Below are 17,824 nucleotides of genomic sequence, written 5' to 3' on the forward strand. Positions count from 1 at the left end.
TAGTTTGGTGATAAATAAATCATTTAACAATCAAACCCATTATTATGAAAAGGAACAATTCGATTAAAACCTTTTATTCATTTTGCTTGGGATGATGGCCTGTAAAAGCCAGGACATGGAATCCTTTGATGAACGATCAGCTGAGATTTCCCAGCTTCAAAGTTTGCAGAATCCTGTGATAACAGTAGACCCCGCCACCTTAAACCAAACGGTGGTATTTGCTGGTGATTCCAAATTATCCACTAAAGGTTGGGCTGATGGTAATACCTCTGTAATTGCCGATAAGCTTTTTAATGAGATGAAACTCGATATTCTGAGGGTTCCATTGTATGCCATGCGAGATGCGAGCGATCCATTTTATGATAAACTGGTGTCGACCATGGAAGCGGCAAAGAATGCTCACCCGAACGTCAAGTTTTTTGCCAGTGTGGCCAACGGTGACGGCGACCAGAACAACAATCTTCATCAGGGAGATAAGTTTCCAGTTTCGATGAAAGGATGCTGTCCTTACAATATCTACAGCCTAAACTTGACTGCCTATGCCCAAAAGTGGGATGAATACCTTCTGATGTTAGAAGACCATAACCTTACAGTTGATTGGGTAGGGCCATTTAATGAGGACAATGCATCCAGCACGGATTATGATAAGGTATTTAACCAAATGGATGAATTGGGCAGTAAAACAAGAGTGGGGATGGAAACTTGGGGACTACAAGGTGGCATCGATAAGGTGACAAACCTGCAAGGAAGCATGGACATCGTCGGCTGTCATTTCTATGATGATGGTACACTAACTGACTGGGACGGTAAATGGGCCGAATTGGTCAATAAAACCAGCAAACCTGTTTGGTTTTCTGAGGCTACACGATACAAAACAAATGACAATATTAATAATTTAGTAGCAGGTATGGCCCATGTCTTTCCTTCGATGAGATCAGGCGTCGAGTCGGTTGCTTTTTACCAGGCCGTTCCGCGTTTTGTGAATTATGATGGTACCATTCAGCCCAAGAAATATACAGGGTTTAAAAATCTGGTGAATAATGCACGGAGCAAGCATGTCGTTCCATCTACTTCATCCAGTAGTGACATGAGTGTCTTGGCTTTTGCCAAGGATAAGAGCCTAAGCCTTCATATTGTGAACGAATCCACCTCCGATCAGACCACCCAGATCAGCTTGCAAAGTACCTATTCAGTTGCTGGAACCGTCACAAGGACGATATGGACCGCTAATGATACCGAAGTGAGCAATAGCTATACATTGAATGGGAATTCAAATTGGAACGTTACGGTCCCAGCAGGATCGTATGTGCACCTTGACATTCCCTTGGCTACTGATGCAGGGAATTAATCTTTTATGACATCCCATACGCCCTGTTTTAATGGAGACAGGGCATATGGGCTGTTTTATTCAGTTATACCCAATAAGGTCAAGGGAAGAAAATGGGACAAATGCTTAAGAATCTGTAAGTAAAATGTTATTTTTACGGATCAATACAAGGTAGGAACTTGAAGAAATTCAGAAACATATTCACTGTAGTAGCTTTAGTGGCCATTTATTCGATGGCCACCACAGTGGTTTGTTGTTTTCAAAACAAGATAGATCCTAGCAATCAATCTGAGCCAAAATCAGTTTATCAGGTTGATGATTTATTGGGGTATGTTAATCATGCTTATACAGCCAAATATGCCACAAGTATTCCCGTTCCTCCGCCATTTGACCCTTCACTTTTTGATGTAAAAGGAGATTCGGAAGTAGAAAGTATTCATGCTTTTCAATTTAAACGCTTATACCAGAGACAATTATCAAATTCGCTCAAAATCCTAATTGAGCAAAATAAAGCAAATCTTCTTTACCAGTTTTATTTTTTCTTTTAACACTTTCCATGTAATCGGGCAGTAATTGAGTTTATAACGGATTCGTTATAACTGACTGTCTTTTAGTTTATTATTTATATTAATCCTAAAATAAATCAAACACATGGAATTTGACACCACTGTCATAGGACTGGTAGGAATAGTCCTATGCATATTACCCTTTGCTGTTTTGCATTGGAACAGAAATAAAAACAAGAAACAACTTCAAAATGGATTATATGCCATTGCTTCTTCCGTCCATAGTGATGTAGGCGTAAAGGATATAGGCTTTAATTTTGCCATCGGCGTATCGGCGGACAAGCGACACCTTCTCTATTATAAACAGACAAAAAAGAATACAGAGGAGGCAAGTATCACCTTTGCTGAAGTGGACGATTGTCATTTGGATACCATTAAGCGCGGGTTCAGTACCAAATATGGACATCAATCGGTCATTGAAAAGTTGGAATTAACTGTCCTTTTGAAAGACAAATCAAAAAAACGATTTGAATTTTATAATGAAAATGAAAAACCACAATTGGGTGATGAATTGAATTTGATCAAAAAATGGGAATCTTTGGTTCATCAATGTATCCATGCACCCCTACTTAAGTGATTTTAATGATTAACTATTAGCATTGTTTTACGAAGGAAAGGTCCAGAAATATAGTCGTTCCCTCGCCAAAACCTATGTTCAATTTTATTTCTCACAGAATGCGCAGAACCCTCAGAATGAAATAAGGTCTTTCTGAGAATTCTGTGTATTCTGTGAGGACTTAATGTCCCTTACCAAGCTTCTCATGAAGTCACGCAATAGGTGGTATTGAGTTAAAAACTCAATGCTAGTGGTTCCGCAGCATAGCTGTCGGAACAACGGTAGGAGAATCCCTGCTCCCTGAGCGTAGCCAAAGGAAATGGGCTTAGCTGTTTGAGATTACACCCCCCACCGCTCCCTGAGCGTAGCCGAAGGGAACGGTGATGGATTGATAATCGATTTTTTGAATACACGCTCTTTTGCCAGTAGATTTTTATTTCTCACGGAATGCGCAGAACCCTCAGAATGAAATAAGGTCTTTCTGAGATTTCCGTGTATTCTGTGAGCAACCTATTTACTATTACAGTGATTACTTGCAGCATTCCTTCGAAATACGGTGCTGCTTACCCCGTTTTTTTAGCTTGATATATTTTACCTCCTTAAAAAATATTTCGTTCGGTTTTAACCCGATAGGGGTTGGCGTAAGGGGGGATGTTAGAAGTTATTAAAATTTAATTTATTCTTTTAAGGGTTTTTTAAAATTTAATAGTATACCATATATAAAGTGTCGAGTAGCCTAAGGCACTAAAATCAGTGGGAGTTAAGCTTAATGCGTGAAGCGACTATCTCTAAAACAGCAATTGTATGCCAATCCAATGGAACCAAGCCTAAAAGGAATAAGAAATAACGTTTAACCCGGAATATGCATTAGCCTATCTGTTGCGACCTGAAACTGCTTCAAAATCAGTCGTTTCACTTTAGTTTTCGGCATAACCGTAGCGGTGCTACGCTAATGCCTCCAAACTAACTGATTTTCTTGCAATTTCAGCTCTCACTACGATTCCTAATGCATAATCCGGGTTTAACATCAATATAGTTTTCATCAATAAAACAGTAAACCCTATGCAGAAAGATGTACAGATAAGAGCAGCCTAACAAGTTTCAGAAAATAAAAGCCGGAAAATGCGCCAACATCTTCCGGCTATGCGAATGATCGTGAAATTAGTTACAGTGCACAATCAAACACTCAAAAGTATGAAAAATAGCCCAAATGAACAGAGGCTTAAGAAACCTTTGTTCATAATCAGCCTCAAATACAAGCTTGTTTTACTGCTCATGGCAGTCACCGTTTTCCGCTTGTATGCCAAAGACAATTACGCCCAAAAGATCCAGATCACCTTAGAGGTTAGCAATACCTCCGTAGGGCGTATCATTGACAGAATTGAATCTACGACAGATTTTCATTTTGTGTATAAGACCAAAGATGTAGATCTGGACCGAAAACTTTCTCTCCACGTTCAGGATGAAAATATCCAAACGGTTTTGGAGCGAATGTTTAAATCGAGTCTTACCGCTTATAAGGTAAAAGGAACCCATATTATTTTAAAGAAAAGGCTTGCGAAGCCTCAATTGCCAGAAGTAAAGGGGGCATCATAGTCCGTGATACAGTGAAGGTGCAAGGTCAGGTAGTCGATCAGAATGGCGATCCGTTGCCGCTGACCAATATTTTGGAAAAAGGAACAACGAACGGTACCCAAGCAGACTTTGACGGTAATTTTTCACTTTCAGTGACGGATGAAAATGCTGTTTTGGTATTTTCATTTATCGGGTATACTTCCCAAGAGGTCAATGTAAATGGTCAAACATCACTTTCTGTCCAACTCGAAGAAAGTGAAAGAGGCCTGGATGAAGTGGTCGTAGTCGGATATGGGGAACAGAAAAAAGAACACTTGACTTCATCGGTGGCCACAGTAGATGAAGAAGACCTTGAAAACAGACCAGTTCGCTCAGTGGCAGAGATGCTCACCGCCTCTGTTCCCAATCTAAATATTGGGGTAAGTGGTAATGCCCCGGATGATAATCCGAGTTTGAATATCAGAGGTTTTACAGGATTCAATTTTACAGGAAATGCCAATTCAGGACCTCAGGCAGCAGAGCCATTGGTGTTGGTGGATGGAGTGGCGCAGGACATTAGGTATGTAAACCCTTATGATGTGGCTAATATTTCTGTTTTGAAGGATGCTTCTGCGGCAGCCATTTACGGTAACAGAGGGGCCAATGGAGTGATTCTCATTACGACTAAATCCGGTAAAAAAGGAGAACGTTTATCCGTTAATTTCAGTGCGGATTTTCAATTGAGCAAACCCACGGGCATTCCTGACCAATACGATTCCTATCAGCGTGCACTGATTTCACAAGAGTTTCTCACCAATTCCAATGGCGTATTGATGTCTGACACACAGCTTGAGCTGATCCGACAATATGTAGAAGGAGAAATCGACTATAAAAATGAAATAGGTCCCAATGGCAAGTACATAAAAGTGAGTGGTTATCATGCCAATGAAGATATCGGTGCTGCTGCATTTAGGGACAATATCCTTAATCAACGGTATAATCTAAGCGTAGGCGGAGGTACCGAAAAGTCATCCTTTTATTTTAGTTTTGGCAATGACAAACGAGACGGGATCTATAATTCCGAGGTGGATTATGTGATCCGTAATACAGCCAGTATCAAGGCCAGTACGGATATCACCGACTGGCTGACCATTGGGGTAAACTCCCGGTACACCAAGGAAAAAACCGTAAGGCCCCAGATATGGAATACCGGCGGGGATGGTGTAAACAATCAAAATGATGGGAGCATTTTTGAAAATATCTTTGATGCAAATCACTTTCCAATCAAAGAAGACAACGGTTCATACAATGAATTCAGCTTGATCCCCAGTATTAAAGGACTGGCAGGTACCTATGATAATGACATCAATGAAGTCTTTAATAAGGCCAACGTGGAAATAAGGCCATTGGAAGGACTTAAGATCACGGCAGATTATGGCCTAAGGTTTAACCAACGTTCTGCTGATCGCACCCAATTTGCCTTTATGGGCCTTGATGCAGACGGCACCCCAGTAGATTCACGGAGAAATCCCGATCAGGACGCTGTAACAAAGTCAACCCAAAACACTACTTATAGTGTGATGAACCTAAGCGCTTCGTATACCCGTAAATTTGGTGACCACGAATTTTTATTACTTGCAGGGTACAATGAAGAGGAGCAGCGCTATGAAGAGTTGTATGGTTTTAGGTCTGATTTTTATACTACGAGCGTCCCCTCACTTAGCGGTGCCTTTGGTGATAATATAGTAGTGGATGATGAAATCCGCACTTGGGCCAATGTAGGTGTCTTTTCCAGGCTTAATTATAATTATAAGGGAAAGTACCTTTTAGAAATGAATTCACGCTATGATGCTTCTTCTAGGTTTGCGCCTGAAGATCGATGGGCATTTTTCCCGGCCGTTTCAGCAGGGTATAATATCCATGAGGAAAAATTCTGGCCACTGCAGGGAATAGTGGACAGGCTGAAAATAACAGGTAACTGGGGAGAGCAAGGTGATCCTGCTAGATCTGGTTTGTATCCATATATATCCACTATCGGCACGAATTCCCAAATAGGGACATTGATAGGTGGTACCAGGCCTCCTTCAGCGAGTCAGCCAAGCTTGATCCCTCAAAACCTAACTTGGGTACGTGTAAGAAATATAGGGTTTGGCGGAGAGATTGCCTTCTTTGGAAATCGTCTCCAAGCTGAATACCAGTGGTACCAAAGGACTTCATACGACCAAGTAGGGCCTGCCACCACTTTGCCAGAGGTGTTGGGAATTGAGCCTCCAAGGACAAACAACACCGTGTCAGAAACCAGGGGATGGGAAGTCATGGTCCGGTGGAATGATGACCTGTTTAATGTAGGAGGTAGTCCGTTGCAGTACAGTGTGCGGTTAGGCTTGTCTGATTATATTGGGTACGTGGTGGATTATGAAAACCCCAATGAAGCGGGACAAAGAGGGGTCTGGACGACCGGGCAACGATTTGGCGAGGTGTATGGAGTAGATGTAATCGGTATAGCACAAAATACCGAAGATGTATTGACGAACCCACATTGGGTAAAACACCCTCGAGCAAACTCCGAATGGTTCATACCGGGAGACATCTTATATGCAGATACCAATGGGGATGGAGTCATCGATGAAGGCAATGGAGGTTTTTGGTATGCCCAAGGAGACCGGAGGTTGCTCGGGTACAATTACCCCCGATATAGGTACAATATTTCCCTACAAGCCAGCTGGAAAGGCTTTAGTCTATCAGCATTATTTGATGGTGTAGGAAAACAGACGGTTCACTCTACCAGTAGGTCTTTGGTAGGGGCATTTAGATGGGTAGACCCTTATCTGTATGATGATCAGGGATACTGGAGGACAGATAATACAGATGCATTCCTTCCAAGGTATTATTGGACGATCAATAATCAGGTGCCCCATGTGGCCATGCCCAATAGCCGCTATGCCTTTAACCTTGCCCATCTCCGTATCAGGAACATTAATTTAAGCTACCAGCTACCGATGTCTTTGGCAGGGAAAGTAGGTTTAAATAATGTGACGTTTAACGCCAGTGTCGAAAATGTCGGGTTTGTATACCGAAAGCAATGGAACAAAAATGTCGACCCGCTCCAGATCGAGAATAACGGACAAATGTATCCTCCACTGAGGACATTTTCATTTGGCGTTAGGGTAGGAATCTGATCAGTGTAGTACCAAAAAATCAAGAAAATGAAAAGATATAGAATAATCATATTAGGACTATTGTGGGTCGCTCTAGGTTGCGCAGATTTAGACCTGGCCCCAGAAGATGTTCCGAGTGACGCGACCTTTTTTAGTCAGGCTACTGATTATAAAAATTATATGAACGGGCTGTATGTTTCCCTCAGCCCAGGGCAGGACTCTTGGCGGTCAGGAGAAGCTACATCTGATAATTTTGTAGCAGGAAGCGAGCGAAATAACACCATCTACCAGTGGAACAACACGGGTGTTGCGAGTAATACTTCTAACGCTTGGAATAATAATTATACCAATATCAGGAATGCCAATTACTTGCTGGACAATAAAGGTAAGGTGGGCACTAGGGGAGCAGAGGTAAATCAGTATATCGGAGAAGCTTTTTATGCCCGGGCTTGGTATTATTTTAATTTACTTCAGGCATTTGGAGGGGTTCCATATATTGACCGTTCGCTGGATACCGAGGATCCGGACTTGTACAAGACCCGTGAGAGCCGTGATTTTATTGCCGAAAGAATCATTCAGGATTTGGATTCGGCCATTACGTTGATGCAGTGGCAAGGCGTCGGTGCAGCCACGACGGGTAGGCTTAACAAAGAAACTGCCTTGGCCTTCAAAACCCGCGTTGGTTTATTTGAAGGAAGTTGGGAATACTATCATGGGCAAAAGGCGACCCCTTTTGCTGTCGATGGAAGTGATGGGACGGTTTTTCTTCAAGCTGCTGTAGAAGCGGGAGACATGTTGATTGAAAGGGGCGTTTCGCTTTTTCAAGGACGTCCCGGATTTATATATAGTGACCTATTTGCCCAAAATGATTATAGTGGAGTAGCTGGAGTGTATTTCTGGAGGGGATATGACGTAGATCTTGGTGTCGCCTCTACCAGTGCGCATACAATGAACTGGCAATCAGGAAGTCCTACTAAAAGCTGGATGGACAATGTTCTTCTAAGTGATGGCCGTCCGGAGGAATTATCTACCGTTACCTATGACTATACCAACCAGACTAGTTTACTCCATGCCAAAGATCCACGTGTACAGGAAATTATATATGGGCCGGAACGGGGTGGATACCAAGATTACTTTGAGTCGAGGGGGCTTCCATTTGGAGATGCTACACGAAACAATATCTATTTGCTGCTGAGCGGTAACTTTGTCTATAATTTGGGGGGCTATGCCACGTATAAATATGCTGCTTTGTCGGCAGTTTCGAGGGACCTAAATAACATTGATAATATTATTTTCAGGGCTGGAGAAGCACTTCTGAATTATGCTGAGGCGAAGGCTATTTTGGGTACCATTACCCAAGCTGATATTGATAAAACGGTCAACGTACTCCGGGACCGTATAGGTATGGCCCATATGAGTATGGGAGATGTGAACAGCTGGTCGATCACCTATTCGGAGGATGAGGGCTATGCCCCTGCTGCCTCCAATATACTGAATGAAATCCGCCGAGAGCGTAGGGTGGAGCTGTTCTTAGAAGGATTTAGAAACGATGACCTGAAAAGGTGGGCCATTTACGAAGATGTCATCAATGGTTATAAGCCGAGAGGTGCTTACTTCCAAGAGCTACAGGAGTATTGGGATGATGAAGCTACACTCCTTAATTCAGGATTCAATGAAGGAGAGCTTTCGGAAGTGAAGCTGGTCATCGGGGTGAATTCGGATACCCTTGGTGAGTACATCAATCCACTCTGGAGAGATGCTGATTTTGCCACCGAAACAGCACGTGGTTATTATATTGACCCCAACAGGGACTATTTGCAGTCGATTCCCAATAACGAGATTGAGTTTTATATGGAGTCCGCAGGGGTTGCTTTAGAGCAAAACCCAGGTTGGTTGTGAGTTAGTGAAGTCATCTGTTTAATTAAACTATAGCATTATGAAAAATCTTAATATCATATCACTTTCTATATACGTTCTTTTGCTTGCAAGCGCTTCTTGTGTGCCACGAGTGGACATGGACCTAAGCCAATATGGGGATACGGCATTTTTGCTGGATGCCCGGTTATTCCGTTTGGAAGAAGCAGACCGGCAAGTGTGGGAAGAAGACGGAGTGGTGACAGGAGCGCGCAGGGTGTTTATTTCTGAAGGAGCGGCTGTAATCGACAATGATAACTTTACTGCCACTATTACCATTTCGGAAGAAAATGCCGATTACTTGTCATTGTTGGGTATCACTTTTACCCATAGAGCTATGAAAATAGAACCAGTAGGAGACGCACCAAGAGCAGGTATTCCGGCTGATTTTTCGGATAGGTCATTTGTATATACTGTACATTCGGCCGATGGGACCACCCATGATTGGACCGTATTTGTGGAAGTAGAGGGAGAAGGCGCCGGCAATTGACAGGAGCAAGTTGACTTGTACTGAGGCAGCCTGTTGATAGATGTATCCGACTTGGATTATTTATTAGGAGTCATTCTAGGCTGCACCGGGGAATGGAAAAAAGAACTGAAAGTACAAGTATATCGATGGTTTGAAGGTGTGAGTGTTCGCCGCGTCGGACGCTCACACCGATAACTAAAGGCTAATGCATATTCCGGGTTAAATCCTGGGATTTGCCATAGCTAGAGGTAGGTCAAGTGGAGTGAAAAAGGTGTCAAATATGGAGTTCAGTATTAATAGTGTCACGTATTTTTCGGAAAGCTATACGCATCTGGGACTCTACTGTTTTTACGGATATCCCGAGTGTCGTGGCGATATCTTTATACTTGACTCCCTGTACTTTATTCATTTGGAAAATCGTTTTACATTTTGAAGGAAGAGAATCAATTACGGTTCGTAATAATTGTAAGCGTTCTTCTTCTACTTTTGAATTTTCCGGTGCTTGATCATCGAGGGATTGCTGCCATAACTCAAATAGCAATTTATTGCGTCTGCTTTCTTTTTTGACGGTATCGATGTAATGGTAATATGCGATTGTAAAAAGATAGTTTTTGGGACTACAATCTTCATCTAGCCTGTGCTTTTCCTCCCATAATTTTATGAATGCCTGTTGGGCAATGTCTTCGGCCTGCATTTTATCGTGATTATAAGTCATCAAGAATGCTACCAAGTGTTTGTAATACTTGTTGAATAGATGTTGAAATGCCGTGGTGTTCCCATTTTTCAACGCTTTAACTGCTGTAACATCATTCATGCTATATTGGTTAATTTTGGGTATTTAATAACATGTAATATCGTAAAAAAATAAAATCAATTTAATTTTTTTAGGGGTTTTTTAAAATTTAACAGTATAGATCATATAAACTAGGTAATAGTTGCCTGGCTTAAACCTGCATTATGCATTAAGAATCGCAATAGATAGGCTAATGCATAATGGGGGTTAAATAAAGAAGAAAGCCAAACCAATGCCAATGGAAGAGAAAATCACTAAACTGATAATAGGAACCATATCTGATACAGAGCTTAGGGAGTTGCAGGAATGGATGCAGGATCCGGATAACAGGGCAATGGTGCAGGAAAGGTTAGCGGAGGCCCAGGATGTGAATTTGGCTTTTTTGGACGATGATGTAGATCAGGCCTTCCGTGATACAATGAAACAAATCCGTCAAACGGAGCAACCCGGCAAGAGGAAGGGGCTACATTGGTTCAAATACGGTGTTGCAGCAGTGTTGATCGTTGGGCTGTCCTTTTTGCTGCAGCAATTTTATTTTGAAAATGACCATCCGATACCGCTTCCAGAAGGAGCCATTACATTGGATTTGGGGGACGGAAGGATTCAGGTACTTCAGCCTGGCGAATCCAAAGTGGTCAAGGATAATCAGGATGAGATGATTGTAAGGTTGGAAGAAGAAGGACTGGATTATTCTGGAGCTTATTCGGGTGAAGAACTCGTCTATAACACCTTGAATGTGCCCAACGGTAAAACGATCCAGGTCATCTTATCCGATGGTTCCAAAGTGAATTTGAATGCGGGGAGTTCATTACGTTATCCGGTAAATTTTTCTGCCAGTGAATCAAGGGAAGTGTTCCTGACTGGAGAGGCCTATTTTTCGGTGGCCAAGAACAAGGAAAAAGCTTTTTTGGTCCACACCCAGGGGGTGGAAGTGAAAGTTTACGGTACGGCCTTCAACGTTTCTTCCTATAAAGAAAATGAAGACGTAGAAGTGGTCTTGATAGAAGGAGCCGTGGGCCTCCAAAAAGAAGGCGGCAAACAGGAGGATGAAGTCCGGCTGATACCTGGCCAGCGTGGTGCTTATAACTCCACGGACAAAAACATCCAAGTGGATGAGGTCAATACCGGTATATACACTGCATGGCTGAAGGGAGAGTTGATATTCCGGGACCAAACCTTCAACCAAATCCTCAAAAAGCTTGAGCGTAACTATAATATCGATATTCAAAACAATAATGAAGAATTGGGTAGAGAGAAGTTTAATGCCAGTTTTGGTAAGGTGGGCATTGAGGAAGTGCTCGAATATTTTAACGAAACCCATGCGATCAACTATTCCATTGATAACAATAAAGTGATCATCAATTAAAAAAACTCATGAGCTATGACGCCCAAATAAGAGCAGTATAACATGCAACGAAAGAAAAAGATCGGTAAATGCGCCAACATTTTCCGACGATAAGAGTGATTGTCAAATTAGTTACAGTGCCTAATCAACTATTAAAAAATGAACAATAGCCCCAATTCAACGAGGCCAAAGGATTCTTTGTTCCCTATTAACCTGAAATACATGCTTGTATTTCTACTTATGTCAGCGACGATTTTTCGCACCCATGCCAGTGATACTTATGCCCAAGAAGTACCGATTACGCTGGATGTAAATGACCTGTCCATAGCGCATATTATCGACAGGATCGAATCTACTACCGATTTTCATTTCGTGTACAAGACCAAGGACGTGGACTTGGGTCGTAGACTTTCTTTTAAAGTAAGCAATGAAAAGATCGAAACTATCTTGGAGCGGATGTTTACAGCAAGTACGACAGCTTACAAGGTCAAGGGTACCCACGTTATTTTAACGCGCAAGCCAACAAGTAATCTCCCTACTGGTGAAGAGAAACCCCTTAATCCCAGAGATACCCTTTTGGTAAAAGGACAGGTAATCGACCAAAATGGAGCGCCATTACCACTCACAAACATCCTGGAGAAAGGCACCTCAAATGGTACTCAAGCAGATTTTGACGGTAATTTTTCACTTTCGGTGACCAATAATAATGCCGTATTGGTGTTTTCCTTTATCGGGTACACGACCAAAGAAGTGAATGTAAACGGCCAAAGCTCGCTTTCTGTCCAACTGGAAGAAAGTGAGGCAGGACTGGATGAGGTAGTGGTAGTAGGATATGGTACGACCAAAAAGTCAGATATGACGGGTGCGGTATCCTCTATTAAAAGTACAGCTATTTCCGAAAGGCCTTTATCTAATTTTGGCCAGGTACTGCAAGGAAACGTGTCTGGGGTAGCGGTGAACTCATCCAGCGGAGCACCTGGAAGTGATGTTCAGGTAAGAATCAGAGGGCTGGGCAGCATTAATAGTAGTGTGGATCCATTGTATGTTGTGGATGGGTTGCCTTATACCGGCAATCTAAATTCAATCAATGCCTATGACATCGCTTCTATCGAAATATTAAAAGATGCCTCTTCTACAGCTATTTATGGATCCAGAGGAGCAAACGGCGTGGTACTTATTACTACCAAAAAAGGAGCGGGAAAAGGGTTTAATATTAGCTATAATGGCACTTATGGTGTTCAGGATCTTAGAAGAAAGATCGATTTATTGAATGCTACCCAATATGCGGAATTGGCCAATGAGGCCGAAACGACCATAGGAAACCCAGAAAGGTATTCGGCCTCGGACATAAGTTCTTTTCATAATGGGGGACAGGGCACCGATTGGCAGGACGAAATATACCGTTCTGCCATTATCCAGACCCACCAGCTTTCTGCGATGGGCGGAAACGAAAAATTGAGTTTTTATCTCTCTGGTAATTACCTAAACCAAGATGGGATTATCAAGACTTCTGCATTCGAAAAATACAGTATCAGGGCCAATTTGGACGCGAATATTACCGACAAATTATCTGTGGGGAATACACTGTCTGTTAGTCGTCAAAAAACCAGTGGTGTTAATGCCGGTGGAAGTACCCGAAGCAATTCCGGCAATTCGAATGTCGTCTGGGCTGCCTTAGTGGCCAATCCTACACTAGAGATCATGGATGATAATGGTGATTTTATCCCAAATGCTCCTGAACCAATATTTGACAATCCAGTAGCACTGCTAAATGGCGTGGTCAATGACGCTCAGGCCACCGAGATAATTGGAAGTTTATACCTGAACTATGATATCAAGGAGTGGCTTAGCTTTAAATCTACCTTTGGCTTTGGGCTGCAGAGTAGCTTAAATGGCTTATACACCAAAAAGTTCATCATAGGAAGTAATGACGGTTTTGCTTCTAGAAGCACTACCCAAAATACTAACTGGGTAAGCACCAATCAACTGAACTTCAACAAAACCCTTGGAACCGACCATAAGCTTCAAGGAAACTTGATATCTGAGGTTCAGCAGGTAACCAACGAAAGTTTTTCTGCCAGTTCGCAAGGGTATGTATTGGATAACCTGACCTATAATGACCTCAGCTCTGGGGCAAACGTACTTATCCCTAACAGTGGAGCTTCCAAATGGGCGCTTGCTTCATTTGCTTTGAGGGCCAATTACAGCCTGAAGGACAAATACCTAATGACCTTTACAGGAAGATACGATGGAGCCTCCAGACTGGCAGAGGGTAATAAGTGGCATTTGTTTCCTTCTGGAGCCATTTCTTGGAAAATCAGTGAAGAGCCTTTTATGGCTTCTATCGATGCGGTATCGAGTTTGAAATTAAGGGCTAGTTATGGACAGTCTGGAAACCAGAGTGTCAATGTATATTCTACCCTCAGCATATTAGGCCCTGATAGAGCGATCATCGGAGCCAATGAAGACATAAGGACAGGATTTGCCCCATTGAATTTGCCCAATCAAGATTTGACTTGGGAAATCTCCAAACAGACAGATATAGGAATTGACGGGATGTTTTTTAAAGGAAAAGTAGGCTTGGTACTGGACTACTTCAACCGTAAAACAGAGGGGCTGTTTTTTAACAGGGCGCTTCCTTCCATAGTCGGAACTACCAACCTAACGGCAACGACCAACATAGGAAGTGTGAGGAATTCCGGAATGGAAGTGGAGATAGATGTCAATGTCATAGATGGCAGGGATTTTCAGTGGAATGTGACGGGTAATTTTACCTACACCAAAAATGAAGTGTTGGCATTAGCTGAAAACGACACCATATATACAGGCTTTGGAGGTGAGTTTGGACAGACCAATGGGAGCCAGATACTGGCCGTAGGAGGGAATTTAGGAGTTTTTAGAGGTTGGTTATCTGATGGACTCTATGGCTCGGATGTCAGTTTGACGATAGATGGTGCCACACAGTCTCCTGGCGATCTTAAATATGTGGACATAAACGGCGATGGAAATATTAGCCCAGATGATAGGGTGGTCATAGGCAATGCTATCCCTACCCATTTTTGGGGACTTACCAATTCCTTCAGTTACAAAGGGCTAAATCTTACCGTGTTTTTGCAAGGAAGTCATGGCAACCAAATCGTAAACCTCAACAGAAATACATACCTCTTATCCTTGGACGGTAAATCCAATAATGAGCTATCCACAGTGGATCGGTGGACACCTACCAATACCGATACGGATATCCCAAGGGCTACTGGGGTGAGGACTCCAATGAGGTTTTCGGATAAGTGGCTTGAAGATGGATCTTATGTAAGGGTCAAGACGGTCACTTTAGGTTATCAATTCCCTGCAAGTATGCTCGAAAGGTTAAAAATCAGTTCGTTAGGGCTGTTTGTGACAGGGACCAATTTGATCACATTTACAGATTATTCTGGTTATGATCCAGATGTGGCCAGGTCCTCCTCTGTTACCCAACAGGGGTATGACCAAGGGATCTATCCACAATCTAAATCCTACGTAGTGGGACTTAACATAGGGTTTTAAAAAAATTATGACAACAAAGATGAAATATATAGAAAGAGTTTATTCGACTATTACCAAGGGACTGGTAATCATGAGTGGCGTTGCTTTATTTTCATGTTCCAGTTTCTTGGAAGAGACTCCCACAGCTATTTTGACGGATGCCAACTTCTACCAAACTACGACAGACGCTATTTCTGCAGTAGATGCTATCTATGCATCTGTTCAAAGTGGAAACAGTGGCTGGTATTTTGGGAATTTTTACATGACTACCGATGTAAATACCGATGATATGTTTACGGATCCAAATGTGGGAAATGCAACTTGGCAGGCTTGGAGCCAACTGAATATCAATTCGGAAATAGATCATATTGGAGCCGTTTGGAACCAGCATTATATTACCATAGGAAGGGCAAATGCCGTAATAGAACTGGTCGCTGAGGATATTGATATCAGGGATAGGTTAGTGGCCGAAGCCAAGTTTTTCAGAGCGCTTGCCTATTTTGACCTTGTCCGGTTTTTCGGTGACGTCCCTGTGACGACCTCCCTTATTAAGGACTTGGATGATGCCTTTGTGATTGCCGCCGAACGTACAGCATCTGTAGATGTGTATGAACAAATAGAACAAGACTTGATGGACGCTGCGGCTGTTCTCCCCGACCAATGGTCCGGCGGTGATTTGGGCCGTGTGACGGCCGGCAGTGCTTATGGATTGTTGGCTAAGGTTTATTTGACTTGGGCCGGACAGCCACTAAATGATGCTTCCAAATATGCACTGGCTGTCGAAATGGCCGATGAAGTGGTCAATAATAGGGCTGCCTACGGCTATGGTCTGGAAGAAAATTACCTAGATGCATTTAGAACGAATGTGGGTAAAGAGTCCCTGTTTGAGGCACAGATGAAAAGTGGCATCGGGGTATCACAAGGAGGCTCTTTGGCAGGTATCACTACCTTGCCTCGGAATCTCTCCGGAATCCTAGGTTCTAACTACCGTGGCAATGGCCTCTTAAGGCCTACTCCCGATTTGGTGAAGGCATTTGATCCAGAGGACCAGCGGTACCAAACGGGCATGTTTTCCAGTTTATCTAATCCTGATGGTGCCACGGCTACTTTTGACCCTCATGTGTTCAAGTACATCGAAGTAGAAGATATACTCTACCAAGGCTTGGTGCTGAATGATGGAGGAGTCAATACCAAAGTTCTTCGGTTTGCAGATGTATTGTTGATGTATGCCGAAGCATTGAATGAGGTAAATAATGGACCGACAGCGCCTGCCTATGATGCGATAAATGAAGTAAGGAACAGGGCAGGTTTAGATGACCTTTCCGCTTTGGATTATAATGGGTTTAAGGAAGCCGTTTATAAAGAAAGAAGGCTGGAGTTATTTGGAGAAGGTCACCGGTGGTTTGACCTCGTAAGGCAGGGCAGGTATGTGTCTACCTTGGAAGGATTTAGCAATACACTTCAGGATTTTCCCGATCCGGCTACCACTTCCACCTTTATCATCGAAAAGAATATTCAGCCATATTATACCTTGATGCCTATACCCCAAGCACATATCAATATTTTGGAAACGGATAAGGATCTCCAAAACCCGGGATATTGATACAGAAGGCCGGGTGAAGTACCTATTTGGGGCCAACCGTTCCTAAGAAACGTTAACTCGGAAATTGCATTAGCCTATCTATTGCACTTTCAGCTCTTCCCGACACTAGGCGGGACAGGCTATGGCGATTCCTAATGCATAAACCGGGTTGAGCAGAGGAACGGTTGGTTTCCAAAAATCAGTCTAGTGGGGCCAGCCCCCTTCGGGACATGGGCAAGTAGTGATGAAATTACCTTTTAAATGTATCGATATACTTATGCTAAAAATCACAAAAATACTACTTCTTACATTGCTAATATCGACAGCATCGGCTTTTGTCCAGAAGAAGGCAAAGGTCCTGATAATAGGAGATTCTATTTCTATTGGTTACACCCCGTTTGTCCAAGGTAACTTGGAAAATATCGCCGAAGTAGTCCATAACCCAGGTAATGGGAAGCATACAGGAAACGGCCTCATCCATGTAGAGGAATGGTTAGGAGACACGGACTGGGATGTTGTCCAGTTTAATTGGGGCCTGTGGGATTTGTGCTACCGAAACCCCACCTCAACTGTACAAGGCAATAGGGATAAAGTAAACGGTGATATCACTTACAGTATCGAGGAATATGCCAGCAACCTTGATGCCCTGGTCAAAAAAATCAAGACAAAGACAGACGCAAAGTTGATTTTTGTCACCACCACTTATGTTCCAGAAAATGAAGCTGGAAGGTTTCCAGAAGACCCAATACGGTACAATGAAGTGGCGAAAAAGGTGATGAAAGAAAATAACGTAATGATCAATGATATCTATCAATCATCCATCTCCATTCACCATGAATATGGTAAAGGAAATGATGATGTGCATTATACCCCCAGTGGATACGAGAAGCTGGGAAAGGAAATTGCCGATTTTCTCAAAAGGGAAATTGGAGAATATTGATAATAAAACCCGGAATATGCATTAGCCATCTACGCCACGGCACCTAAGTATTGCGACCTGATCCGTAGCGACGGAAAAAGTCAGCCGCTTTACGTTAG

General features: G+C 42.7%; 12 protein-coding genes. 11 read left to right on the forward strand and 1 reads right to left on the reverse strand.

What is annotated here, in order from left to right; genetic code table 11:
- Window positions 1-115: 115 nt before the first annotated feature.
- The 7 genes from DN752_RS22570 to DN752_RS22600 all read left to right on the forward strand — a co-directional run bounded on the left by DN752_RS22570 (window position 116) and on the right by DN752_RS22600 (window position 9,565).
- Window positions 116-1,348: a hypothetical protein gene (locus tag DN752_RS22570; protein WP_162633320.1), complete on the forward strand. Its 1,233-nt coding sequence runs from the start codon at window positions 116-118 to the stop codon at window positions 1,346-1,348.
- A gap of 158 nt (window positions 1,349-1,506) precedes the next feature.
- Window positions 1,507-1,875 carry a hypothetical protein gene (locus DN752_RS22575; protein ID WP_112786076.1) on the forward strand — a complete coding sequence of 123 codons (369 nt, stop codon included), beginning with the start codon at window positions 1,507-1,509 and terminating at the stop codon, window positions 1,873-1,875.
- A gap of 103 nt (window positions 1,876-1,978) precedes the next feature.
- Entirely contained in the window at window positions 1,979-2,470 is a 492-nt protein-coding gene (locus DN752_RS22580) for a hypothetical protein (protein WP_112786077.1), read from the forward strand.
- Window positions 2,471-3,643: 1,173 nt separating this feature from the next.
- Entirely contained in the window at window positions 3,644-4,045 is a 402-nt protein-coding gene (locus DN752_RS22585; RefSeq protein WP_162633321.1) for an STN domain-containing protein, read from the forward strand.
- A gap of 11 nt (window positions 4,046-4,056) precedes the next feature.
- Window positions 4,057-7,182, forward strand: coding sequence for a SusC/RagA family TonB-linked outer membrane protein (locus DN752_RS22590; protein WP_162633322.1), 3,126 nt, complete (start codon window positions 4,057-4,059; stop codon window positions 7,180-7,182).
- Between the two features lie 27 nt (window positions 7,183-7,209).
- Complete coding sequence (locus tag DN752_RS22595; protein ID WP_112786080.1) at window positions 7,210-9,060, forward strand: RagB/SusD family nutrient uptake outer membrane protein; 1,851 nt, start codon at window positions 7,210-7,212, stop codon at window positions 9,058-9,060.
- A 37-nt stretch (window positions 9,061-9,097) separates the two neighbouring features.
- Window positions 9,098-9,565 (forward strand): DUF5018-related domain-containing protein, encoded by a 468-nt coding sequence (locus DN752_RS22600; RefSeq protein ID WP_162633323.1) that lies wholly within the window; start codon window positions 9,098-9,100, stop codon window positions 9,563-9,565.
- Between the two features lie 253 nt (window positions 9,566-9,818).
- On the opposite strand, the gene DN752_RS22605 is transcribed toward DN752_RS22600, so the two are convergent.
- Entirely contained in the window at window positions 9,819-10,358 is a 540-nt protein-coding gene (locus tag DN752_RS22605; protein ID WP_112786082.1) for an RNA polymerase sigma factor, read from the reverse strand.
- A 217-nt stretch (window positions 10,359-10,575) separates the two neighbouring features.
- Here DN752_RS22605 and DN752_RS22610 point away from each other — a divergent pair, with 217 nt between their 5' ends.
- From DN752_RS22610 to DN752_RS22625, 4 genes are all read left to right on the forward strand, one after another.
- On the forward strand, window positions 10,576-11,703 hold the full coding sequence (locus DN752_RS22610; protein ID WP_112786083.1) for a FecR family protein: 1,128 nt from the start codon (window positions 10,576-10,578) through the stop codon (window positions 11,701-11,703).
- A gap of 201 nt (window positions 11,704-11,904) precedes the next feature.
- Window positions 11,905-15,225, forward strand: a complete 3,321-nt coding sequence (locus DN752_RS22615; protein WP_162633324.1) for a SusC/RagA family TonB-linked outer membrane protein — start codon at window positions 11,905-11,907, stop codon at window positions 15,223-15,225.
- Window positions 15,226-15,244: 19 nt separating this feature from the next.
- Complete coding sequence (locus DN752_RS22620; protein ID WP_162633325.1) at window positions 15,245-16,807, forward strand: RagB/SusD family nutrient uptake outer membrane protein; 1,563 nt, start codon at window positions 15,245-15,247, stop codon at window positions 16,805-16,807.
- A 256-nt stretch (window positions 16,808-17,063) separates the two neighbouring features.
- Window positions 17,064-17,726, forward strand: coding sequence for an SGNH/GDSL hydrolase family protein (locus tag DN752_RS22625; protein ID WP_112786086.1), 663 nt, complete (start codon window positions 17,064-17,066; stop codon window positions 17,724-17,726).
- Window positions 17,727-17,824: the final 98 nt, after the last annotated feature.

It is taken from the genome of Echinicola strongylocentroti (assembly GCF_003260975.1).
Classification (GTDB): Bacteria; Bacteroidota; Bacteroidia; order Cytophagales; family Cyclobacteriaceae; genus Echinicola; species Echinicola strongylocentroti.